General features: G+C 65.6%; 19 protein-coding genes and 1 riboswitch. Of the genes, 13 read left to right on the top strand and 6 right to left on the bottom strand.

Features of this window, described 5'->3' with window-relative positions:
• Positions 1-121 precede the first annotated feature (121 nt).
• Positions 122-1054 (bottom strand): LysR substrate-binding domain-containing protein, encoded by a 933-nt coding sequence (locus DCO45_RS19000; protein WP_116927284.1) that lies wholly within the window; start codon positions 1052-1054, stop codon positions 122-124.
• A 216-nt stretch (positions 1055-1270) separates the two neighbouring features.
• On the opposite strand from DCO45_RS19000, the gene DCO45_RS18995 reads away from it, so the two are divergent.
• Positions 1271-2461 (top strand): acyl-CoA dehydrogenase, encoded by a 1191-nt coding sequence (locus DCO45_RS18995; protein ID WP_021026966.1) that lies wholly within the window; start codon positions 1271-1273, stop codon positions 2459-2461.
• A 232-nt stretch (positions 2462-2693) separates the two neighbouring features.
• Positions 2694-3932 carry a CaiB/BaiF CoA-transferase family protein gene (locus DCO45_RS18990; RefSeq protein WP_116927283.1) on the top strand — a complete coding sequence of 413 codons (1239 nt, stop codon included), beginning with the start codon at positions 2694-2696 and terminating at the stop codon, positions 3930-3932.
• Between the two features lie 65 nt (positions 3933-3997).
• On the opposite strand, the gene DCO45_RS18985 is transcribed toward DCO45_RS18990, so the two are convergent.
• Positions 3998-4735, bottom strand: a complete 738-nt coding sequence (locus DCO45_RS18985) for a methylated-DNA--[protein]-cysteine S-methyltransferase (protein ID WP_116927320.1) — start codon at positions 4733-4735, stop codon at positions 3998-4000.
• Positions 4736-4874: 139 nt separating this feature from the next.
• Here DCO45_RS18985 and DCO45_RS18980 point away from each other — a divergent pair, with 139 nt between their 5' ends.
• The 3 genes from DCO45_RS18980 (at position 4875) to DCO45_RS18970 (ending at position 7851) form a co-directional block, all read left to right on the top strand.
• Positions 4875-5360 (top strand): nucleoside deaminase, encoded by a 486-nt coding sequence (locus DCO45_RS18980; protein ID WP_116927282.1) that lies wholly within the window; start codon positions 4875-4877, stop codon positions 5358-5360.
• Positions 5361-5461: 101 nt separating this feature from the next.
• Complete coding sequence (locus DCO45_RS18975) at positions 5462-6994, top strand: glycosyltransferase family 39 protein (protein ID WP_116927281.1); 1533 nt, start codon at positions 5462-5464, stop codon at positions 6992-6994.
• A 50-nt stretch (positions 6995-7044) separates the two neighbouring features.
• Positions 7045-7851, top strand: coding sequence for an alpha/beta hydrolase (locus DCO45_RS18970; RefSeq protein ID WP_116927280.1), 807 nt, complete (start codon positions 7045-7047; stop codon positions 7849-7851).
• A gap of 31 nt (positions 7852-7882) precedes the next feature.
• Here DCO45_RS18970 and DCO45_RS18965 read toward each other — a convergent pair whose 3' ends face one another.
• Positions 7883-8542 (bottom strand): NAD(P)H-binding protein, encoded by a 660-nt coding sequence (locus tag DCO45_RS18965; protein WP_116927279.1) that lies wholly within the window; start codon positions 8540-8542, stop codon positions 7883-7885.
• Positions 8543-8674: 132 nt separating this feature from the next.
• On the opposite strand from DCO45_RS18965, the gene DCO45_RS18960 reads away from it, so the two are divergent.
• The 5 genes from DCO45_RS18960 (at position 8675) to DCO45_RS18940 (ending at position 14947) form a co-directional block, all read left to right on the top strand.
• A complete protein-coding gene (locus DCO45_RS18960) occupies positions 8675-9601 on the top strand; it encodes a LysR substrate-binding domain-containing protein (RefSeq protein WP_116927278.1) in 927 nt (308 codons plus the stop codon).
• Positions 9602-10177: 576 nt separating this feature from the next.
• A complete protein-coding gene (locus DCO45_RS18955) occupies positions 10178-11062 on the top strand; it encodes a putative selenate ABC transporter substrate-binding protein (RefSeq protein WP_021026973.1) in 885 nt (294 codons plus the stop codon).
• Between the two features lie 70 nt (positions 11063-11132).
• On the top strand, positions 11133-11981 hold the full coding sequence (locus DCO45_RS18950; protein ID WP_116927277.1) for an ATP-binding cassette domain-containing protein: 849 nt from the start codon (positions 11133-11135) through the stop codon (positions 11979-11981).
• Complete coding sequence (gene phnE, locus DCO45_RS18945) at positions 11981-13546, top strand: phosphonate ABC transporter, permease protein PhnE (protein ID WP_116927319.1); 1566 nt, start codon at positions 11981-11983, stop codon at positions 13544-13546. Before DCO45_RS18950 ends, phnE begins: the two co-directional genes overlap by 1 nt.
• Positions 13547-13558: 12 nt before the next feature.
• Positions 13559-14947 carry a PepSY-associated TM helix domain-containing protein gene (locus DCO45_RS18940; protein WP_116927276.1) on the top strand — a complete coding sequence of 463 codons (1389 nt, stop codon included), beginning with the start codon at positions 13559-13561 and terminating at the stop codon, positions 14945-14947.
• Positions 14948-15021: 74 nt separating this feature from the next.
• Here the strand turns inward: DCO45_RS18940 and DCO45_RS18935 are convergent, their stop codons facing one another.
• Both DCO45_RS18935 and DCO45_RS18930 read right to left on the bottom strand, forming a co-directional pair.
• The gene (locus DCO45_RS18935; RefSeq protein ID WP_243419425.1) at positions 15022-16218 is read right to left on the bottom strand and encodes a sugar transporter; all 1197 of its coding nucleotides are present in this window, start codon (positions 16216-16218) and stop codon (positions 15022-15024) included.
• A gap of 133 nt (positions 16219-16351) precedes the next feature.
• On the bottom strand, positions 16352-16873 hold the full coding sequence (locus tag DCO45_RS18930) for a 6,7-dimethyl-8-ribityllumazine synthase (RefSeq protein WP_116927318.1): 522 nt from the start codon (positions 16871-16873) through the stop codon (positions 16352-16354).
• 90 nt (positions 16874-16963) lie between these two features.
• Positions 16964-17121, bottom strand: a riboswitch (FMN riboswitch).
• A 216-nt stretch (positions 17122-17337) separates the two neighbouring features.
• Between DCO45_RS18930 and DCO45_RS18925 the strand changes: the two genes are divergently transcribed.
• On the top strand, positions 17338-17871 hold the full coding sequence (locus DCO45_RS18925; RefSeq protein ID WP_116927274.1) for a methylated-DNA--[protein]-cysteine S-methyltransferase: 534 nt from the start codon (positions 17338-17340) through the stop codon (positions 17869-17871).
• A gap of 56 nt (positions 17872-17927) precedes the next feature.
• Here the strand turns inward: DCO45_RS18925 and DCO45_RS18920 are convergent, their stop codons facing one another.
• Entirely contained in the window at positions 17928-19058 is a 1131-nt protein-coding gene (locus tag DCO45_RS18920) for a branched-chain amino acid ABC transporter substrate-binding protein (protein WP_116927273.1), read from the bottom strand.
• Positions 19059-19598: 540 nt separating this feature from the next.
• Here DCO45_RS18920 and DCO45_RS18915 point away from each other — a divergent pair.
• Entirely contained in the window at positions 19599-20090 is a 492-nt protein-coding gene (locus DCO45_RS18915) for a hypothetical protein (protein ID WP_116927272.1), read from the top strand.
• A 58-nt stretch (positions 20091-20148) separates the two neighbouring features.
• Complete coding sequence (locus DCO45_RS18910) at positions 20149-20601, top strand: hypothetical protein (protein ID WP_133248205.1); 453 nt, start codon at positions 20149-20151, stop codon at positions 20599-20601.
• Positions 20602-20612 lie beyond the last annotated feature (11 nt).

The following is a 20612-nucleotide window of genomic DNA, read 5'->3' as shown; positions in this document are numbered from 1 at the left end:
CTGGCGTTATGGGAATACCGTCCATCCTAGTCTCTGGGACGGCGGTTTTTACCTCTAAGGCAATTTTTAGATTGTAGTGATGCCTGGGGCCTGTTGCGCTGCAGCACTTACCCTTAGGCCACTAGGCGGCCCGGCCTTTGAGCCAACTGGCAAAGGCCTGCAGCGCGGGCTGGGCAGGCAGGGGCTCGGTGGCCAGCGGGGTCATCCAGTAATAGGCGCGGCTGCCGGTCAAAGGCTGCTCACAGGCGACCACGAGCTCGCCCCGGGCGAGCTCATCCTCGATCAGCATTGGCGGGATCAGCGCCACGCCCATACCGGCCGCAGCAGCGACGGCCAGCATCGAGAACAGCTCATAGCGCGGGCCATCGAGCGCATGGGGCGCCTGCACGCCAGCGGCATCAAACCATTTGCGCCAGCCGTCCGGCCGGGTGCTTTGCTGCAGCAGCGGCAGCTGGGCCAGCACTTGGGGCGATACCGTCAGGTAGGCACGGCCGCGCCCGCGCTGGGTGGCGCCCTCGAGCAGGCGCGGGCTGCAGACCGGCACGATCAGCTCGTCCATCAGCCAAGCGGCCTGCGTGCCCGGCCACTGGCGCGCCTGCTCGGCCGTGCCGGCATAGATGGCGGCATCGACCTGGCGCTCGGCAAAGGCAAAGGGCCGGGTCTGCACATCGATATGCACCACGACGCCCGGGTGCTGCTGCAAAAACTGCGGCAGGCGCGGCAGCAGCCAGCGGGTGGCAAAGGTGGGCACGGCCGCAATGCTGATCGCGCCGCCCGCGCCCTGGTGGGCCATGATGTCCAGCGTGCCGCGCTCGATGCCCTGCAACCACTGCGCCACCTGCTGGCTGTACTGGTGGCCTGCGGCCGTCAGCACCATGCCGTGGCGCGATCGCTTGAACAGCTGCACGCCCAACTGCTCTTCAAGCGCAATGATCTGGCGCGAGACGGCGCTTTGCGTCAGCGCCAGCTCCTGGGCAGCGCGGGTATAGCTTTCGTGGCGGGCGGCGGCCTCAAAGCAGGCCAGCGCCTGGGTCGATGGAATCATTCGGCGCATATCTTGTCTCCTGTGTGACGCATGCAATCACCCCTTTATTGTCTGCGACTGCACTGCGACGGCATGTGCATAAATGCGTAACGCGCATATCTGGATGATAAACAATCGTTTGCCCCTGCGCTGCGGCAGGCCTACCATGGCGGCTGTTTTGGCAGGCCCGCGCTTCTGCGCCCGGCCTGCCTTCCGATGAGCGAATACAGATCCAAGGAGCAAGACATGGCGCAATTCACCTGGGAAGACCCCTTCCACCTCGACGAGCAACTCACCGAAGACGAGCGCATGATCCGCGACGCAGCCCGCGCCTACTGCCGCGACAAGCTCGCACCGCGTGTGCAGGAGATGTTCCGCAAGGAATCGGTGGACACCAGCATCTTCCGTGAGATGGGCGAGCTGGGCCTGCTGGGCCCCACGATCCCCACCGAATACGGCGGCGCCGGCCTCAACTACGTGAGCTACGGCCTGGTGGCGCGCGAGATCGAGTACATCGACTCGGGCTACCGCTCGATGGCCTCGGTGCAGTCCTCCTTGGTGATGGTGCCGATCAACGAATTCGGCACCGAAGCGCAAAAGCAGAAGTACCTGCCCAAGCTGGCATCGGGCGAGTTCATCGGCTGCTTTGGCCTGACCGAGCCCGACCATGGCTCCGACCCTGGCAGCATGGCCACCCGCGCCTACAAGGTGGATGGCGGCTACAAGCTCAAGGGCAGCAAGATGTGGATCACCAACAGCCCCATCGCCGATGTGTTCGTGGTCTGGGCCAAGGAAGTCTCCGAAGGCGGCGCCGTCGGCCAGATCCGCGGCTTTGTGCTGGAAAAGGGCATGAAGGGCCTGTCGGCGCCTGCGATCCACGGCAAGGTGGGCCTGCGCGCTTCGATCACCGGCGAGATCGTCATGGACGATGTGTTTGTGCCCGAAGAAAACGCCTTCCCCGAAGTGCGCGGCCTGAAGGGCCCCTTCACCTGCCTGAACAGCGCCCGCTTTGGCATTGCCTGGGGTGCGATGGGTGCGGCCGAGTTCTGCTGGCACACCGCCCGCCAGTACACGATGGACCGCAAGCAGTTTGGCCGCCCACTGGCCGCCAACCAGCTGATCCAGAAAAAGCTTGCCGACATGCAGACCGAAATCACGCTGGGCCTGCAAGCGGCGCTGCGCGTGGGTCGCATGAAGGACGAGCACCAGAACGTGATCGAGATCACCTCGCTGATCAAGCGCAACAACTGCGGCAAGTCGCTGGACATTGCCCGCCTGGCCCGCGACATGATGGGCGGCAACGGCATCAGCGACGAGTTCGGTGTGGCGCGCCACCTGGTGAACCTGGAAGTGGTCAACACCTACGAAGGCACGCACGATGTGCACGCGCTGATCCTGGGCCGCGCCCAGACCGGCATCGCTGCGTTCGCCAACTAAGCACCGCCTGAGCCCTATCGCATGCAGCAGCTGCTGCATGCCCACCCACAACCCACTTCACCGCAGGCGCTGCGTGGGTGGGTTGTGGTGTTTTGTGATCGCTTAACCACCCCCTTGCCGGATGCGAATGGCGCCGCCCTGAGGCCGCACGTACCATCGGCGAGTTTTGCAGAAATTTCTTGCTGCAGCGCCTGTTGCACATGCATGGGCAGCTATCAAATTTGGAGACACCATGACCGCAAGCATCGCGCCGCTGGACGGCATCAAAGTTCTGGATCTGTCGCGGGTGCTGGCCGGCCCCTGGTGCGCACAGATGCTGGGTGACCTGGGCGCCGAGGTGATCAAGGTCGAGCGCCCCGAGGCTGGCGACGACACGCGCCACTGGGGCCCTCCCTACCTGCACACCGATGACGGCGCCAAGACCGAGCAGGCCAGCTACTACACCTGCTGCAACCGCAACAAGCGCAGCATCACCATCGACATGGCCTCGCCCCAGGGCCAGGCGCTGATCATCGAGCTGGCCAAGGATGCCGACATCCTCGTCGAGAACTTCAAGGTGGGCGGCCTCAAGGGCTATGGCCTGGACTATGAAAGCCTGCGCAAGATCAACCCGCGCCTCATTTACTGCTCGGTCACCGGCTTTGGCCAGACCGGCCCCTACGCGCCCCGCGCCGGCTACGACCTGATGGTGCAGGCGATGAGCGGCATGATGAGCATCACCGGCCACCCCGATGGCGAGCCCGGTGGCGGCCCGCTCAAGGTGGGCGTTGCGGTCACTGATGTGTTCACCGGCATTTATTCCTGCTGCTCGATCCTGGCCGCGCTGCAGGCCCGCCACCAGACCGGCGAAGGCCAGCACATCGACATGGCGCTGCTGGATGTGGGCATGGCCGTGCTGGCCAACCAGGCGGTGGGCTATTTGAATGCAGACGATATTCCGCAGCGCGCAGGCAATATCCACCCCAGCGTCGGCCCCTACCAGGACTTTCCCAGCAAGGACGGCAATGTGCTGCTGGCCATTGGCAACGACGGCCAGTTCGCCCGCTTTTGCGCCGCGACCGGCAACGAGGCCTGGGCGCAGGACCCGCGCTTTACCCGCAACTCGGGCCGCATCATCCACCGCAAGGATTTGCAGGAGTTGATGTACCCGCTGATGAAGACCCGCACCACCGCCGAATGGATTGCGCTGCTCGAAGACAAGGCCGTCCCCTGCGGCCCCATCAACAACATCGCCCAGGCCTTTGAGGATGAGCAGGTGATTGCACGCGGCCTGCATGTGCAGATCCCGCGCGACGCTGGCGACCAGATCGGCAGCATCAGCACCGTCGCCAGCCCCATGCGGCTGACTGCTACGCCGCCGGTGGTGCGCCGCCCGCCCCCCGCGATGGGCCAGCATACCGACGAGATCCTGGCCGAGCTGGGCCGCTCGCCCGCGCAGATTGCGCAGCTGCACAGCGAAGGCGTGGTCTGAGGCGGGGCGCTATCGCCATGTACCCAGGGCCGCTGTTGCGGCCCTTTTGGTTATTGGCGTAGCGCTCAATCAAACAGCCCCAGGCTGCTGCCATCGCCCAGCGCTGCGCCCTCCCACTCCAGCAGTTGCAGCTTGGTGCGCGTGCCGCCATTGGCCGAGAAGCCGCCGCCCGCGCCTTGCGCCGCCAGGATGCGGTGGCAGGGCACCACCGGCGCAAAAGGGTTGGCGCCCAATGCCTGGCCCACGGCACGCGCCAAGCCCTTGCCACCCAGGTCCTGCGCCAGGTCGCCATAGCTGCGCGTCTGGCCCGGCTCAATGGCCAGTGCCAGCTGGTAGACTGCCCGCGAAAAATCCGGCACGCCATGCCAGTCCAGCACCACATCATCGAGCAGCGGCAGGCCGCTGCGCGCAGACCAGCGGTTCAGGGTCAGCAGGCTGCGCAAATCACCCAGCACCGGGGCGGGTGCATCGGGCCAGGGCGCACTGTCATCCGGGTCGGAGCCACCCTCGCGCCCAGCCAATAGCCACTGCACGCCGGCCACCGCCTGCAAGGCCTGCGCACTCAAATCACCCGGCACCTGGACCTGCGGCCACAGGCCCTCTCGGCGCTGGCGTGCGTGCTCGAGCAGGCGCATCTGGGTGGCTTCTAGGCTGGGCTCGGGCAGCCGCAGCGCCACCACGGCCTGCGCACCCCAGGCAATGCCGCAAACACCCAGCCGGGTGCGGAACAAGGCATGGCCGGTCTGTGCACGGTCCCAGCCTTCGCGGGGCACAGTAGGAGAGGATACGGGGGCGGTATGCATGCCTGCATCTTGCCCCAGTTTGCGCAGCCCCCACCAGGCCCAGTGCCGCAGTGCCACTGTCAGTCTTTGCCGGCCAGGCGGCACCGGCCCACAGGCTGACAGCACAATCGGCCAGGTGTTCCACAATAAGAAGCGCCCCATGACCGACACCCTGCACGCCCAGCACACCGCCATCCTGCGCGAGGTGCTAGCCAGCGCCCACCGCAACCGCCATCTGCAAAAAGGCCGCCCCTTTGCCGCAGCGATTGCCGATGATGCGGGCAGCATCCTGGGCCGGGGCGTGAACACCATCAGCCAGACGCAGGACATGACGGGCCACGCCGAGATGGAAGCCATCCGCGACTGCTGCCACCAGCGCCAGCTGCCGCACCTGCAGGGGCTGACGGTCTATGCCTCCGGCCACCCCTGCCCCATGTGCCTGGCCGCAATCGTGGCGGGCCAGGCCAAGCAGGTGTTTTTTGCGTTTGACAATGCCGATGCGGCGCCTTACGGGCTGTCGAGCGAAGGCGTCTACCAGCGCCTGGGCTTGCAGCTGCAACCGCCGCCGCTGCCCATCCAGCGGCTGGATCTGGGCATCAGCGCAGCGCAGCTCTATGGCGATGCGCCCTGGCCCAGCGCAGACTAAAAATCACAGCAAACCGCCTTCGCGCTTTGCGTTGGCTTTACGTCTGCCCTTTATGATCGGGCAGTTTTTTTGGCGGCCATGCCGCCCTTCTTGCCGCTTGCATGACCCCGCTCCCTACCCAGCCCCCTGCCGTTGACCGCCAAGCCCTGCGCTGGATTGCAGCGCTGTTTGTGCTGGTCATGGCCAGCCGCCTGCTGGCCTCGCACGGGGTGTCCTGGGACCAGAACGAGCAGCTGGTCTGGTCGCAGCAACTGGCACTGGGCTACGGGCCCCAGCCGCCGCTCTACACCTGGCTGCAATGGGCCCTGGTGGGGGTGCTCGGCCCCAGCACCGTCGCCGTGGTGCTGCTCAAAAACAGCCTGATTGCGCTGAGCTTTGTCTTTATGCTGCTGGCCGCGCGCGAGGTGCTGCCTGCCCGCCAGGCCTGGCCGGCCGCTGCCGGCATGGCCTGGCTTCCCGGCATTGCCTGGCAGTTGCTGCGCGACCAGACCCACACGGTGATGCTGACCTGCGCGATCTGCGCGACCTGGTGGTTGCTGCTGCGCCAGCTGCGCCAGCCGCGACCGCTGGGCTTTGTCTACCTGGGCCTGGTCGTGGCCTGGGGCATGCTCTCCAAATACAGCTACCTGCTGGTGGCCGTGACCTTGCTGCTGGCCTGCCTGAGCTTGGGCAGCACGCGCCGTGCGCTGCTCTCGCGCGGCTGGTGGCTCACGCCGCTGATCAGCATCGCGCTGGTGGCCCCGCATGCCTGGTGGGTGCTGGAGCATTGGCAAGCGGCCAGCGGCGCCACGCTGGACAAGCTGCACCCGGCAGAAACCAGCTCCTACCTCAGCGGCCTGGCCCAGGGCCTGCGCGATCTGCTGGCCTTTTTGCTGCTGGCCGTGCTGCCCTGGCTGCTGATGGCACGCTGGACCAGTGGGCGCTTTTGGCAGCAGCCCGCTGCGGCCAACGGCGCCGTCCATACCAGTCCCACGCCTGACTGGCTGGTGCCGCTGCTGGGCCGCTATATGGCGCTGGTGGCGGGGTCGCTCGCGCTGATGGCGCTGGCCGGCGCGGCCAAGTTCGATGGCCGCTGGATCCAGCCGCTGCTGCTGATTTTTCCGCTCTATATGCTGGCCCGCTGCCCGGCGCTTGCCGCATCGGACAAAAGCCGCCAGCGCTACCTGCTGGCCTGCCTGGGCATGCTGGTGCTGGTGTGGTCGCTGGCCTTGCTGGCGCCGCTGCGCGATGCCAAGCGCGGCAAGGGTGACCGCCTCAATTGGCAGCTGGACCTGATCGCCCAGACCTTGCGCCAGGCAGGCTACCAGGGCCAAGGCATGGTGCTCGCCGAGCACCACACCACTGGCGGCGTGATGCGCATTCTGTTTCCGCAGGCCCAGATCGTGGTCTGCGATGCGGACGAGCCGGGCTTTCATAAGGATTGCGCCTGGCAGGCCGCCGAAAGCGCGCGCCGCCAGCAGTTGCCCTGGCTGCAAATCTCCACCGAGGACCCGGCGCCCGATGCCTGGTGGTGGGCGGCCTGGCCGGTCGATACCATGCTGCAGGTGCAGGAGACCGAACTGCCCTACCGCTGGACCGACCCGGCACGTGCGCAGATGCAGATGAACTTTGTGGTGTCTCCAGCGGGCAGATAAACACTGCCCGGCGCCACTAAGATGCGGTCATCTCCCTCGCCGCCGAGACCATGACCGCCATCTCCGACACCGCCGCCAACGCGCAAGAACACTGGATCGGCCTGCCCCAGCAGGGCCGGCTGTATGCCAAAACCTGGACCCCGAGCACCGCACATAAAGCGCCGCTGGTGCTGATGCATGACTCACTGGGGTCGGTCGCGCTATGGCGCGATTTTCCGGCGCAGCTGGCCCAGGCCACGGGCCGGCAGGTGATCGCCTATGACCGCCTGGGCTTTGGCCAGTCCGACGCGCGCGGCGACACGCTGGCACCACAGTTTGTCGGCGAAGAAGCGGAGATTTACTTTCCCATTGTGCGCCAGCATCTGGGGCTCACGCGCTTTGCCTTGTTTGGCCACAGCGTGGGCGGCGGCATGGGCATCGCCATTGCGGCTGGCGCGGGCCAGGACTGCACGGCGCTGGTCACCATCGCCGCCCAGGCCTTTGTCGAAGACCGCACGCGGGCGGGCATTGTCGAGGCCCGTGCGCTGTTCCAGGACGCGGCGCAATTGGAGCGCCTGGCCAGGTACCACGGCAGCAAGGCGCGCTGGGTGGTGGATGCCTGGACGGAAACCTGGCTCAGCCCCGCGTTTAGCGGTTGGAGCGTGGACGCCTGGCTGCCCCGCCTGCAATGCCCCCTGCTCGCCATCCATGGCGAGCTCGATGAATACGGCAGCACCGCGCACCCTGAACGCATTGCCCGCCAGGCGGGGGCTGGCGGCCAGACCGCCATCATCGCCGGCGCCCACCATGTGCCGCATCGCGAAATGGCCGAGCAGGTGCTCGGCCGGGTGCAGACATTTCTGGCGCAGGCGGACTGAGTCCCCGGTCTGCGCCAGCAGGCCTGTTCTTTTAATAGGCGACCGTAAAGCGCGCCTTGCTGTGCAGATGCTGCTCCAGCGCATCGACCAGGGCCACGGCCAAATCCGCTGCCGAGATATCGCCAGGGCTGCCATCGGCCTGCCACAGCGGCTCATCCTTGCCGGTGCGGTATTGGCCGGTGCGGCCCTGGCTTTGTGCAGCCGATCCGCCATGGAAGCCCACGGGCGGGCTCAGCACGGTCCAGTCCAGGGCTGTCTCTTTTTGCAGCGCGGTATACATGTCGCGGGCCGCACTGGCACCAGGCTTGATCGCAGCGGGGAACTCGGGCGAATCCACCAACTGCTGGCCGTTCACATACAGGCTGCCCGCACCGCCCACCACCAGGTAGCGGGCCACGCCAGCTGCGCGGGTGCCGGCCTCGATGGCGCGCGAGCCCTGGAGGAAATCCTCGTAGATATTCGGGTTGGTCCAGCCTGCGTTGTAGGCCGACAGTACCGCGTCGCTGCCCGTAGCGGCCTTTTGCACCACGGCCGCATCCATCACATCGCCCTGCAGCACCTGCAGGTGCGGGCGGGGCGCCAGCTTGGCGGGGTCGCGCACCAGGGCCACCACGTCGTGGCCGCGTTGCAGCAATTCATCGAGCAATGCGGCGCCTACAAAACCGGTCGATCCAATCAGGGTGACTTTCATCGTATTTCCTTTGCATGAACATCGGCGGGCAGCCTTTGCGCCACGCCATGACCACACTGTAGGGCTGGGGAGCTGATTTGATAATCCCTCTATTTGAAGCAATTCTTTGAAGCTGTGCTTCATAATCAGCCGATGGAAGACCTCAAGCGCATGGCTATTTTTGCCACCGTGGTCGAGCAAGGCTCGATGACGGCTGCTGCACGCATTTTGGGCATGAGTGCTTCGGCCGTCAGCCAGCAGGTGCGGCAGCTGGAAGCCCAGGCAGGCCTGCCGCTGATGCACCGCACGACGCGCAGGCTCAGCCTGACCGACGCCGGGCAGCGCTTTTATGCGCAGTGCGCAGTGATGCTGCAGGCCGCACGCCAGGCCCGCGCCGAGCTCGATGCCGAGCGCGACGAACCCGTGGGCGAGCTGCGCATTGCCGCCGTGCTGGGCCTGGCCGCACCGCTGGGCCGGGCGCTGGCTCCGTTGCTGCATGCCCATCCGCAGCTGCGCCTGCAACTGCTGCTCGATGATTCGCACAGCGATTTGGTCGCAGAGCGGGTGGACATCGCCATTCGCCTGGGCGAGCTGCCCGACTCCCACTGGGTCGCGCGCACGCTGGGCACCCTGCCCTGGTGGATATGCGCCGCCCCGGCGCTGGCGCAAGGCAGGCCTTGGCCGAGCAACCCGCAGGCCCTGCAAGCCTGGCCCTGGATGGCGCGCAATATCGGCACAACCAACAACAACAACAACAACAACAACAACAACACCAGCATGCAGCTGCAGCACCGCCACAGTGGCGAGCTGGTGGTGCTGCACACCACGCCACGCATCATCAGCAACCAGCAGTACGCGCTGCAGCAGCTGTGCAGCGAGGGGCTGGGTCTCGCCCGCCTGTTCTCGCTCGAGGTGGCCGACCAGGTGCACAGCGGTCAGCTGCTGCGCCTGCTGCCCGACTGGGATTGCGGCAGCCTGCGCATCTCTGCGCTGACCCCCGAGCGCCAGGCGCTGCCTGCGCGGGTGCGGCTAGCGCTGGCCGCGCTGCAAGCCCACTTTGCGCCGCTGGCACTGTCCTGACCCCAAGCGCTGCACCAGCCCAGCGCTGGACTGGGCTGGACTGGCACAAGTGAGGGCTTGCACGCCGCTGTGGCCAAAAAAGAACGTGAGGAGCAGCGGTGGTTTTGCCAAATAAGCAAGAATCCGCTTTGGTGGTCGGTGTACTGCCTTGGTCCTGTGAAGGTATTGATGGTCTCTTCGCAACGAAACCATGAATACCTTCCTATCGCCGCGTTATCCGCGTGGCCTATTAAACCGCCGTGTTATCCGGACGGCGGTGGCTTTGAGAACGTGTTTATGATCTCTACGCAGCCGCGTTGGAGTGCAATCGGGATGAGTTCGAAGGGGTGGAACGCAGCTTGCACCGGGGTGCAAGCAAGAGCCAGCGCGCAGAAATCGCCCGATTTCACTCCAACCCGTAGGGACAGTGGCTTTGCGGGCGCCCGGCTAGGGCCGCCCGGGCAGGGGCGGTCTGTGTCGTTGCAAATCCTCGCAATAGCATGGCTATTGCTGCGGTGTTGCGCCTCGCATCCCATCCCGCAAAACCACAGTCGCGGCGCGAGGAGATCCTAAACACGTTCTTAAAACGGAAGCTCTATGACCCACTCTACCGCACGCCGCTCGGCGCTGCGTGGCCTGTCGCTGGCCGCGCTGACCCTCTCCAGCCTGGCAACTTTCAGCGCCCATGCAGACACCCCTGCGGTGCTGCGCGTATCGGCCATCCCAGACGAAGCGCCGACGGAGCTGCAGCGCAAGTTCAAGCCGCTGGGCGAGTACCTGTCGCAGGCCACGGGCATGCAGGTGGTGTTCACGCCGGTGTCCGACTATGCGGCCGTGGTCGAATCCCTGGCCACCAAGAAGCTGGACCTGGCCTGGCTGGGCGGCTTTACCTATGTGCAGGCCAAGATCCGCACCAACGGCACGGCGATCCCGATCGTGCAGCGCGCCGAAGACGCAGTCTTCACCAGCAAGTTCATCACCGCCGACCCCAGCATCCAGACGCTGGCTGACTTGAAGGGAAAGACCTTTGCGTTTGGCGCGCCCTCGTCCACCTCGGGCAGCCTGATGCCACGCTACTTTCTGCTGCAAGACGGCCTGAACCCGGAAAAGGATTTCAAGACCGTGGCTTACTCGGGCGCGCATGATGCGACCGTGGCCTTTGTGGCGGCCGGCAAGGCAGAGGCCGGTGTGCTCAACACATCGGTCTGGGACAAGCTGGTCGAGACCAAGAAGGTCGACACCAGCAAGGTGCGCGTGTTTGCCACCACCCCCACCTACTTTGACTACAACTGGACCGTGCGCGGCGACCTGGACCCAGCCATCACCAAGAAGCTGACCGATGCCTTCCTGGCGCTGGACCCAGCCAAGCCCGAGCACAAGGCCATCATGGATTTGCAGCGCGCCTCCAAGTTCATCCCGACCAAGCCCGAGAACTATGCCGGCACCGAAGCGGCCGCCAAGTCCGCCGGCCTGCTCAAGTAAGTGGCCGCCTGGCATGGGCGCTGGTGCAGTGCCCATGCCGCCTCTGCGGCGTTTTTCCAGCATTTGATCCATGAGCTTTGTGCTTGACGATGTGGGCCTGACCCACACCAATGGTTTTGTCGCGCTCTCGGGCATCGGCCTGTCTGCGGCCCAGGGCGAGAGCATTGCGCTGATCGGCCCGTCCGGCGCGGGCAAGACCTCGCTCTTGACGGTGATCGGCACGGCCCACCTGCCCAGCAGCGGCAGCATGCAGGTGCTGGGCCAGGCCTTGCCCAGCGCGCCTGCCAGCCCCAGGGCGCGCCAGCTCAAGGCGCTGCGCAGCCTCATCGGCACCGTGCACCAGAGCGCCCCGATTGCGCTGCGCCAGCGCGTGGTCACCGCCGTGCTCGCCGGCCGCCTGGGCCAGTGGCCGCTGTGGAAGGCGCTGGCGTCGCTCGCTTACCCGCAAGACATGGCCGGTGCCCGCGAGGCGCTGGCCCGCGTGCAGCTGGAGGACAAGCTCTTTGCGCGCTGCGACCAGCTCTCGGGCGGCCAGCTCCAGCGCGTGGGCATTGCCCGCGTGCTCTACCAGCAGGCCCGGTTGATCCTGGCCGATGAGCCGGTCTCGGCGCTCGACCCCGCGCTGTCGCTCGCCACCGTGCAGCTGCTGGTGCAAGAGGCCGCCGCGCGCCAAGCCACCTTGGTGGCCAGCCTGCATGCGGTGGACCTGGCGCTCAGCTGCTTTGCACGCATTGTCGGTATCCGCGATGGCCGGATTGCCTTTGACCTGCCCGCCGCGCAGGTGAGCCAGGCACAACTCCAGGCCTTGTACGCCCATGCCGATGGCAGTGCGGCTGCGCTACCCACCTTGGGCAGCATGGCCACTGCCGCGCCGCAGGTGGCAGCCAGCCCGGCGGCTGACGTGATCACATGCCGCTGATGCCAGCTGCTGCCACCCACACGCACCGCCGCGACCCGGCAGCGCGTGGGCGCCTTATCGCGCTGCTGCTGGCGCTGCTGGTGCTGTGGCCCATGCTGCAGACCTCGGGCTTTTCACTGGCGCCGTTTTTTGACAGCAACAACCTCAAAGTGGTCGGCGGCTTTCTGGCCCAGTTTCTGCCGCCCGAAACCCGCCCGGAGTTTCTAGGCTACCTGGGCCAGGCCAGCTTGGAGACGCTGGCCATTGCCACCGCCGGCATGGCGCTGGCGCTGGTTTTGGCGCTGCCGCTGTCCTATCTGGCGAGCGGCGCTGCGCGCGAAAAGGTCAGCCTCAACCCGATCACCCGCAGCGTACTGACCATTTTGCGCGGTGTGCCCGAGCTGGTCTGGGCGCTGGTGTTTGTGCGGGTGTTTGGCCTGGGCCCCGCCGCTGGCGTGCTGGCCCTGGGCCTGACCTATGGCGGCATGCTGGCCAAGGTCTATGCCGAGATTCTCGAATCGGCCGACCCGGCGCCAGCCCGCGCACTGCGCGCGAGCGGCGCAGGCCGCTTGCAGGCCTTGCTCTACGGCGCGCTGCCGCAAGCGGCGCGCGAGCTGACCTCGTACACCGTCTACCGCTGGGAATGCGCAATCCGCGCCTCGGTCGTCATGGGCTTTGTGGGTGCCGGTGGCCTGGGCCAGCTGATGGACCAGGCGATGAAGATGCTCAATGGCGGCGAGGTCGCCAGCATCTTGCTGGCCTTTATGGTGCTGGTGGCGCTGGCCGATTTGCTGTCCTGGTGGCTGCGCCGCGCACTCGATACGCCACCAGCAGCCCGCGCCCTTCCCTTTGGCTGGCGCAGTGCGGCGCTGCTGCTGCTCGGCGCTGCTGGTCTGTGGGCTAGCTTCTGGCTGCTCAACATCGATTGGTCTGCGCTCTTCAGCCGGGATGCTGTGCAGTCGATGGGCAGCTTTGTGGCCGGCTTTTTCTCGCCCGACCTGAGCGCCGCCTGGCTGCGCAAGGTGGCCCAGGGCGTGTGGGAGACCTTGGCCATCTCCGTCATCGGCAGCCTGCTGGCGGCAATGGCCGGGCTGCTGCTGGCCTTGCCGCGCTGGCGCACGCCCTGGAACGCGCTGCTCAACCTGCTGCGCTCGGTGCCCGAGCTGGTCTGGGCGACGATCACCGTGCTGGCCGTGGGCCTGGGCCCGTTTGCGGGCGCCTTGGCGCTGGCCTTGCACACGGCTGGGGTGCTGGGCCGGCTCTATGCCGAGGCCTTGCAGAACACGCCCGCAGCCCCTGCCCGGGCGCTGCGCCTGGCCGGCAGCAGCCGCCTGCTGGCCTTTTGCTATGGCACGCTGCCAGCGGCCGCGCCGCAGCTGCTGGCCTACACCCTGTACCGCTGGGAGATGAACATCCGCATGGCGGCCATCCTTGGCTTTGTCGGCGCTGGCGGCCTGGGCCAGCTGCTGTATTTCGAACTCTCGCTGTTCCATTACGCGCAGGCCAGCACCGTCATCATCGCCATGCTGCTTTTGAGCATGGCGGTGGACTGGAGCAGTGCTGCACTGCGCCGCGCAATGCGCTAACCACGATCTTGGATGTCTCCCTCCACCCGCAAAACCTGGCAGCTGCTGATCCGCAGACTGCATCTGTATATCGGCCTGCTGGTCGCACCGTTCATCGTCGTGGCCGCCGCGACCGGCCTGCTATATGCACTGACGCCCCAACTGGAAAACCAGCTCTACCGCAGCGCGCTGCAGGCCGAATCGGTACCTGGCGCCCAGGCGCAGCTGCTATCCGCTCAGGTGCAAGCCGCCTTACAGTCCTTGCCCACTCCGGCAGCCGTGGTCGCTGTGCGCCCGGCGCCCGATGCGCGTAGCAGCACCCGCGTGATGGTGGCCGATGCGGCGCTGGGCCCCTCCGAGTACCGCAGCCTCTTTGTCAATCCCTATACACTGGCGCTGCAAGGCGACCTGACGGTCTATGGCACCAGCGGCGTGCTGCCGCTGCGCAAGCAGCTCGATCTGCTGCACCGCCAGTTGCTGATGGGCGAATGGGGCCGCACCTACAGTGAGCTGGCAGCATCCTGGCTGTGGGTGGCTGCGCTGGGCGGTGTGGCACTGTGGTGGCTGTCGCGCCCGCAGCGGGCCGGCGCCCAGGTGACTCATCCTCCGCTGCGCCGCTGGCACCATGGGCTGGGCCTGTGGCTGCTGGTGGGCCTGCTGTTCCTGTCGGCCACGGGACTGACCTGGTCGCGCTGGGCCGGCGGCCATTTTGGCCAGGCGCTGCAGCAGATGGGCTGGCAAACGCCACGCCTGAACACCAGCTTGGACACAGCAAACCATGGCACGCATGCGCACCAGCACGCGGCCGACCCGCATGCGGACCATGCCGAGCACCAGACCGCCCCGATGGCGCCAGCCGATAGGCTGCCTATGCCCGAAGACTTTGGTACCGCCTTGGCGCTCGCCCGCCAGCACGGCCTGGCATCGGCGAAGCTGGAGATCCGGCCCCCGGCCGCCGCCAACAAGGCCTGGACGGTGACCGAAATCAACCGCTCCTGGCCCACCGAAGTGGATGCGCTGGCGATCGACCTGGCGAACGGCCAGGTGCTGGACCACAAGCGCTTTAGCGACTACCCACTCGCCTCCAAGCTGACACGCTGGGGCATTGACCTGCACATGGGCAGCTGGGGTGTTTTGAACCAGGCGGTGCTGGTGCTGCTGGGCGCCGGCATTGTCGCAATGGCAGTGACTGGCTGGCTGCAATGGCGCAAGCGCCCGGGCCGCAGCCGCGAGTGGCTGCATGGCCAGCTGACCTTGGTCCACCAATGGCGCCAGTTGCCGCGTGTTTCAGCGTTGGCTCTGTTGCTGGTGGCAGTCGCCTTGGGCTGGCTGCTGCCGGTGCTGGGCTGCAGCCTGTTGGCACTGCTGGCGCTGGATGCCTGGATCTACCTGCGCCGATCGCCCCAAGCCACAAAACGGTAAGCCCAAAAAAATGCCCGGCACACAGGTGGTGCCGGGCAGGTGGATGGTGCTAGGGACGCTCCTTCGCTGGCCAGTTAGTGCGGCACAATGCGCGCCTCCGCCCCTGCGGGGGCAAAGCTGCTGCGCCACTTCCAGCCGGCAAAGGCACACCACAGCACCCCCAGCACGGCAATGCTGCCGCCCACGGGGCCCAGGTAGTGCAGTCCGGCATGCATGCCCACCTGGCTGCCCAGCAAGGCGCCCGCGCCAATGCCGATATTGAAAATGCCCGAGAACAGCGACATGCCCACATCGGTGGCGTCCGAGGCCAGGCGCAGCACCTTGGCCTGCAGCGGCAGCACCATGCACAGCATGACGACACCCCACACGGCGCAGACCAGGTAGAGCGCAGGCGGCCAGCGCGTGCTGGGCAGCAAAAGCCACAGGCAGGCTGTCAGCACCGCCATCGCACCGAGCAAAAAGCCGCGCGGCCAGCGCATGCCAAAGCTGCTGAACAGGATGCTGCCCACGATGCCCATGCCGCCGTACAGCAGCAGCACCCAGGTGGTGACCTGGTTATTGAGCCCCGCCTCACGCTGGATCAGTGGCTCGATATAGCTGTAGACGGTGAACTGGGCCGTCACCATCAGGATCAGCAAGGCATAGGTGGCAGACAGCGCCGGGCGCTTGAACAGCACCGGAATGCTGCGCAGCGAGCCGGCATTCTCGCTGGGCAGCAGCGGCAGCATGCGCCACAGCACCAGCATGACGGCCAGCGCCAGCACGCCGATGATGCCAAAGGTCGTGCGCCAGCCCAGCGCCTCACCCACCATGCGGCCCAAAGGCACGCCCAGCACCATGGCCAAGGTAGTGCCGGTGGCCAGCAGGCCCAGTGCCTGCGGGCGCTTGTCCTGCGGCGCAATGCGCACGGCCAGCGATGCGGTGATCGACCAGAACACGGCATGCGCCAGCGCAATGCCCATGCGGCTGATCAGCAAGGTGGCATAGTTCCAGGCCACGGCCGACAGGCCATGGCTCAGGATGAAGAGCGCAAACACGCCCATCAGCAGCTTGCGGCGCTCGACATTCTTGGTCATCAGCATGCAGGGCAGCGACGTCAATGCCACGATCCAGGCATAGATGGTCAGCATCAGGCCCACCTGCTCGGTGCCCATGCCAAAGCTGCCACCAATGTCGCTGAGCAGGCCCACCGGCACAAACTCGGTGGTGTTGAAAACAAAGGCGCCCATGGCCAGGGCGATCACGCCGAGCCAGGCCTGGCGGCGGGTCAAAGATGCGGAATCGGTCATTGCAATAAAAAAAGCCGCAACTCCAAAGCGGAGAGCGGCTCGCCAGTGTGCCAAAAAATATTTAGCTGCCCAAGAAACTCAGGGAAAACCCTTTAGTGCAGGTTGTGGGCGCCTGTCAGGCTGCCAGCGTTTGGGGTTGCAGCTGTTGCAATTGCTGCGCTTCCAGCTTGCGGTGCAGTTGCACGGTGGCCGCGCAGGCGCGGGCCAGCTCGGCGCCCTTTTTCACAAAATGCTGGTGGAAGAAGTCATGGTGCTCCTGCGAGTCATGGAAGTCGCGCGGCGTCAGCACGGCCGAGAACACCGGCACGCAGGTGTCCAGCTGCACGCGCATCAGGCCATCGATCACGGCCGTGGTCACAAACTCATGGCGGTAGATGCCGCCGTTGACCACCAGGCCGCAGGCCATCAGACCGGCGTACTGGCCGCTTTGGGCCAGTCGCTTGAGCAGCAGCGGGATCTCGAAGGCACCGGGCACATCGTAGAGGTCGATCTGGTCAGCGGGCCAGCCTTGCTGGGCCAACTCGGCGAGGGCGGCATCGCGCGCCTGGTGCACGATGTCCGAATGCCATTGCGCGCTGACAATCGCCAGACGTGCGGCCTTGGTGATGGAGTGGGAAATGCTGGAATGCTGATTCATGGTTTTGCTGTCCTTCAATGACCTGAATCAGGGCGCGCGCAAGCCCATGGCAGCACTGCGCGCACCGGCGCAGGGCAGCTATCAGCTTTGCGCGATTCTCTTTCATCCGGACTGTGACCGTCGGCTCTGGCATCGCACCAGATCTGCTGACCTTGCCCGGCCGTAGGCCTTGCAAGCGCTCGCGGGCTCCTGGCTCCTCAAAGCCAGATACCGCCGGTGGGGAATTGCACCCCGCCCTGAGAATAACGCTGAGCCGCTGCCGGCAAGGCCCGGAATGGACCCAGCCTGCTGCAGCTCGCCGGCCGATTGTAGAGGGGCTGCGATACAAACACCGTCACCCAGGTTTTTGATGCGCAGGTAACTTGTTATGCGTCTAGTATTACCGCTTTAGCCTGCCCGCCTCCACTAAGGCGCCAGCGCTCTACACTGCGGTACCTACGCGCCCCTCATCCCCCATCCCCACCATGGCCCCGCTGAACTTCGTGCTCTCTCACATCCCCAGCCCACAAGGCCCCATCTTGCTGCTCTGCGACGAGCAGCAGCGCCTGCGGGCGCTGGACTGGCAGGGCTATGAAGCGCGCATGGCGCTGCTGATGCGCCGCCAGTACCCGCGCGATGCCGTGCAGATGCACAGCAGCGCGGCAGCGCCAGCGCCGGTGGCAGATGCCCTGGCCGCGTATTTTGATGGCGAGCTGCGGGCGCTCGATCGCCTGGCGTTGGCACTGGGCGGCACCGATTTCCAACGCCAGGTCTGGACGGCATTGCGCGCCATCCCGGCGGGCAGCACACGCAGCTATGCCAGCCTGGCCACGCAGATCGGGCGGCCGGCCGCAGTGCGTGCGCTGGGCATGGCCAATGGCGCCAATCCCATCAGCATCGTGCTGCCCTGCCACCGGGTCATCGGCAGCGATGCCTCGCTCACCGGCTACGCAGGCGGCCTGGCGCGCAAGCAGTGGCTGCTGGCGCATGAAGCGAGGCACAGCAAAAAGCCCGCCTAGGCGGGCTCGGGGGCTTGGGATCGGCACCCTTGCAGGTCCCCAGAGCCAGCGGCAGCTTACTCGCCGATAGGCGTCTTCTTGCCATCGATGTAGTGGCTCAGCGTGTACAGAGGCACCTTCAGCTCGCCGTTTTCCTGGAAGGCAATCTTCGCGGTCACGCCGTTGTACTCGGACTTGCGCAGCTCGGGCAGGTACTTCTTGGGATCGGTGGAATCGGCACGCTTCATCGCGTCAACGATCAGCATGGTCGCGTCGTAGAAGTAAGGGCTGTAGACCTGGAACACGCCAGGGTTCTTGGCGTCGTAGCGCTTCTTCCATTCGGTGCCGCCAGGCATCTTGGCCAGCGATGCACCGCCGTCGGCGCAGACCACATTGCCCAAGGTCTTGGTGCCCGTAGCCAGCTTGGCCAGCTCGGCCGTGCAGATGCCGTCGCCGCCGAAGAACTTCACATTGGTCATGCCCAGCTGCACCATCTGGCGCAGCATGGGGCCCGCTTGCGCATCCATGCCGCCGTAGAAGATCGCATCGGGCTTCTTGGCCTTGATGGAGGTCAGGATGGCCATGAAGTCGGTGGCCTTGTCGTTGGTGAACTCCGACGCCACGATGTTCACACCCTTGGCGCCCGCATCCTTCTTGAACACATTGGCCAGGCCTTGGCCGTAGGCGGTGCGGTCATCGATCACGGCCACGTTCTTGAGCTTCAAGGTATCGGCCGCATAGCCAGCCAGTGCAGCGCCCAGCGCGTTGTCGTTGGCAATGATGCGGAAGACGCCGGGGTAGCCGGGGCGGGTCAGCTCAGGGTTGGTGGCCGCGCCGGTGATGAAAGGCACACCGCAGTCATTGAAGATCTTGGACGAGGGAATCGCCACACCCGAGTTCAGAATACCGGCGACCGCAGCGACCTTGTCATCGCAAAGCTTTTGCGCAGCGGCGGTGCCTTGCTTGGGGTCCGCCGCATCGTCTTCGGCCACCACTTCGAACTTGATCTTCTTGCCCCCGATGGTCACACCCTGGGTGTTGAGGTCTTCCACGGCAAAGCGCACGCCCGTGACGTTGTCCTTGCCATAGTGCGCCTGAGGTCCGGACAGCGGACTCATCGTACCGATCTTCACCACCTCCTGTGCGTTGGCAGCTACCGCCACACCTGCCACCAGCATGGCCACTGCGGCCTTGATACTTTTATCCATTGCGTCGTACTCCATCAAAAGCGTCTGTTAAGCGCCACCGGTACCGGCGTGTGCCGCCTCGCCCACTTGTAATGGGGGCAGCACACCTAGTACATCATCGAACTCGATAGCGTGAGTGAGATTTTTTATCTACCTGGGCCTACGACGGTATTAGGACAAGTCCTGTAAAAATAGCGACACAGTGGGTTTGAAATCGCATATAAGCGCCAGCGTGCAACACATTCCAGCGATTGCTGCATTGCATCAATCGACAGGCTGTGGCCGGTAATGAACCAAATTTCTCGATACTGACTCTTAAGAAGATAGCCCTGGTGTTCAGGGATGTCTCCTCCATGCGACGCCAGCGTGTCTGTAAAGATTGGAAAAACAACGCAGGACTGTGATGCAGCCGTCAACCCCCGAGGCCGGAAAAACGTCTTTACCTACATGGGCCCAAGTCTCCGGTATTGAGGGTGTAACGGTTAGCATTGGGAATCGCGATTGCTGGCCTTATGGCATCAACGCTAGTCCATGCCACCACACAACCAGAAAGGCTCAGATATGAACCATCGTCACTTGCTCAGCATTGCCACCATCGCGCTAGGCGCGCTGGTTACCACCGGCTGCGTTGCCACCGGCAGCGACGGCTACTACAGCGATGCAGGCTATGGCAGCTATGGCGGCGGTTACGGCTATGGTTACCAGCAGCCCTCGCAAACCATCTATGTGCAGGATCGCTACAACGACGACCGCTACTACCGCGAGCGTGACCGTGATCGCGACCGTGCGGCCCGCGAGCGTGAAGCGCGTGAACGCGAGCGTGATCGGGACCGTGACCGCCAGGCGCGTGAACGCGACCGCGACCAGCGCGCCCGTGACGAAGACCGCCGCCGCGCGCTGGAGCGCCAGGCACAAGACCGTGAACGCCAAAACCGTGAGCGTGACCGCAACCGCTTTGGCGAGAGCCGCCACCAGCAGGAATGCGCCGCGGCTGCACGCCAGAATGCAGCGGGCAGCGACAATGTGCTGACCCCCAGCCGCCCCTGCCGCTGATACCGCTGACCGGCCCACGTGCTGAGCGCGCGGGCCCATCCAACAAGGAGTTTCCACCATGCGTACCATTCGTCTCGGCACGATGGCCATCGCCGCGGCCAGCGCCCTGCTCTTGGGCGGCTGCGTGGTCGCACCCGCAGACGGCGTGTACTACGGCGATGCCTACTCGACCTATTCCACCCCGACCTATGGCTACGGCTATGGGGGTTACGGTTACGGCTACAGCAGCTACCCCTACTACGGCAGCAGCTCTTTGGTGATCCAAAGCTCGCCAACCTATGTGTATGGTGGTGGCCGGCCTTACTACCGGCCCGGCGGCGGCTACTACCGCCCCGGCAGTGGCTATGACCGCCCAGGGCATGGCGGCAGCAGCCGCCCACCCTCACGCCCGCAGCAGCTCGCGCCCGGCACCGGCTCCAACTTTGGCCGGCCCTACGGCTCTGGCCCCCGCCCTGCAGCGCCCGCCTCGCGCCCCAACGGCGGCCGGTTTGGCGGGCAGTTTCAGCGCTAACCGCGGCGCCT

Origin of the sequence: Comamonas sp. JNW, assembly GCF_003105075.1 — a bacterium.
GTDB lineage: Bacteria > Pseudomonadota > Gammaproteobacteria > Burkholderiales > Burkholderiaceae_C > Comamonas > Comamonas squillarum.
This window is presented reverse-complemented; position numbering and strand designations above follow the sequence as displayed.

Excerpts from the sequence above, each read along its gene's own strand:
- DCO45_RS19000 (WP_116927284.1), bottom strand. The coding sequence starts at position 1,054 with ATGCGCCGAATGATTCCATCGACCCAGGCGCTGGCCTGCTTTGAGGCC.
- DCO45_RS18995 (WP_021026966.1), top strand. The coding sequence starts at position 1,271 with ATGGCGCAATTCACCTGGGAAGACCCCTTCCACCTCGACGAGCAACTC.
- DCO45_RS18990 (WP_116927283.1), top strand. The coding sequence starts at position 2,694 with ATGACCGCAAGCATCGCGCCGCTGGACGGCATCAAAGTTCTGGATCTG.
- DCO45_RS18985 (WP_116927320.1), bottom strand. The coding sequence starts at position 4,735 with ATGCATACCGCCCCCGTATCCTCTCCTACTGTGCCCCGCGAAGGCTGG.
- DCO45_RS18980 (WP_116927282.1), top strand. The coding sequence starts at position 4,875 with ATGACCGACACCCTGCACGCCCAGCACACCGCCATCCTGCGCGAGGTG.
- DCO45_RS18975 (WP_116927281.1), top strand. The coding sequence starts at position 5,462 with ATGACCCCGCTCCCTACCCAGCCCCCTGCCGTTGACCGCCAAGCCCTG.
- DCO45_RS18970 (WP_116927280.1), top strand. The coding sequence starts at position 7,045 with ATGACCGCCATCTCCGACACCGCCGCCAACGCGCAAGAACACTGGATC.
- DCO45_RS18965 (WP_116927279.1), bottom strand. The coding sequence starts at position 8,542 with ATGAAAGTCACCCTGATTGGATCGACCGGTTTTGTAGGCGCCGCATTG.
- DCO45_RS18960 (WP_116927278.1), top strand. The coding sequence starts at position 8,675 with ATGGAAGACCTCAAGCGCATGGCTATTTTTGCCACCGTGGTCGAGCAA.
- DCO45_RS18955 (WP_021026973.1), top strand. The coding sequence starts at position 10,178 with ATGACCCACTCTACCGCACGCCGCTCGGCGCTGCGTGGCCTGTCGCTG.
- DCO45_RS18950 (WP_116927277.1), top strand. The coding sequence starts at position 11,133 with ATGAGCTTTGTGCTTGACGATGTGGGCCTGACCCACACCAATGGTTTT.
- phnE (WP_116927319.1), top strand. The coding sequence starts at position 11,981 with ATGCCAGCTGCTGCCACCCACACGCACCGCCGCGACCCGGCAGCGCGT.
- DCO45_RS18940 (WP_116927276.1), top strand. The coding sequence starts at position 13,559 with ATGTCTCCCTCCACCCGCAAAACCTGGCAGCTGCTGATCCGCAGACTG.
- DCO45_RS18930 (WP_116927318.1), bottom strand. The coding sequence starts at position 16,873 with ATGAATCAGCATTCCAGCATTTCCCACTCCATCACCAAGGCCGCACGT.
- DCO45_RS18925 (WP_116927274.1), top strand. The coding sequence starts at position 17,338 with ATGGCCCCGCTGAACTTCGTGCTCTCTCACATCCCCAGCCCACAAGGC.
- DCO45_RS18920 (WP_116927273.1), bottom strand. The coding sequence starts at position 19,058 with ATGGATAAAAGTATCAAGGCCGCAGTGGCCATGCTGGTGGCAGGTGTG.
- DCO45_RS18915 (WP_116927272.1), top strand. The coding sequence starts at position 19,599 with ATGAACCATCGTCACTTGCTCAGCATTGCCACCATCGCGCTAGGCGCG.
- DCO45_RS18910 (WP_133248205.1), top strand. The coding sequence starts at position 20,149 with ATGCGTACCATTCGTCTCGGCACGATGGCCATCGCCGCGGCCAGCGCC.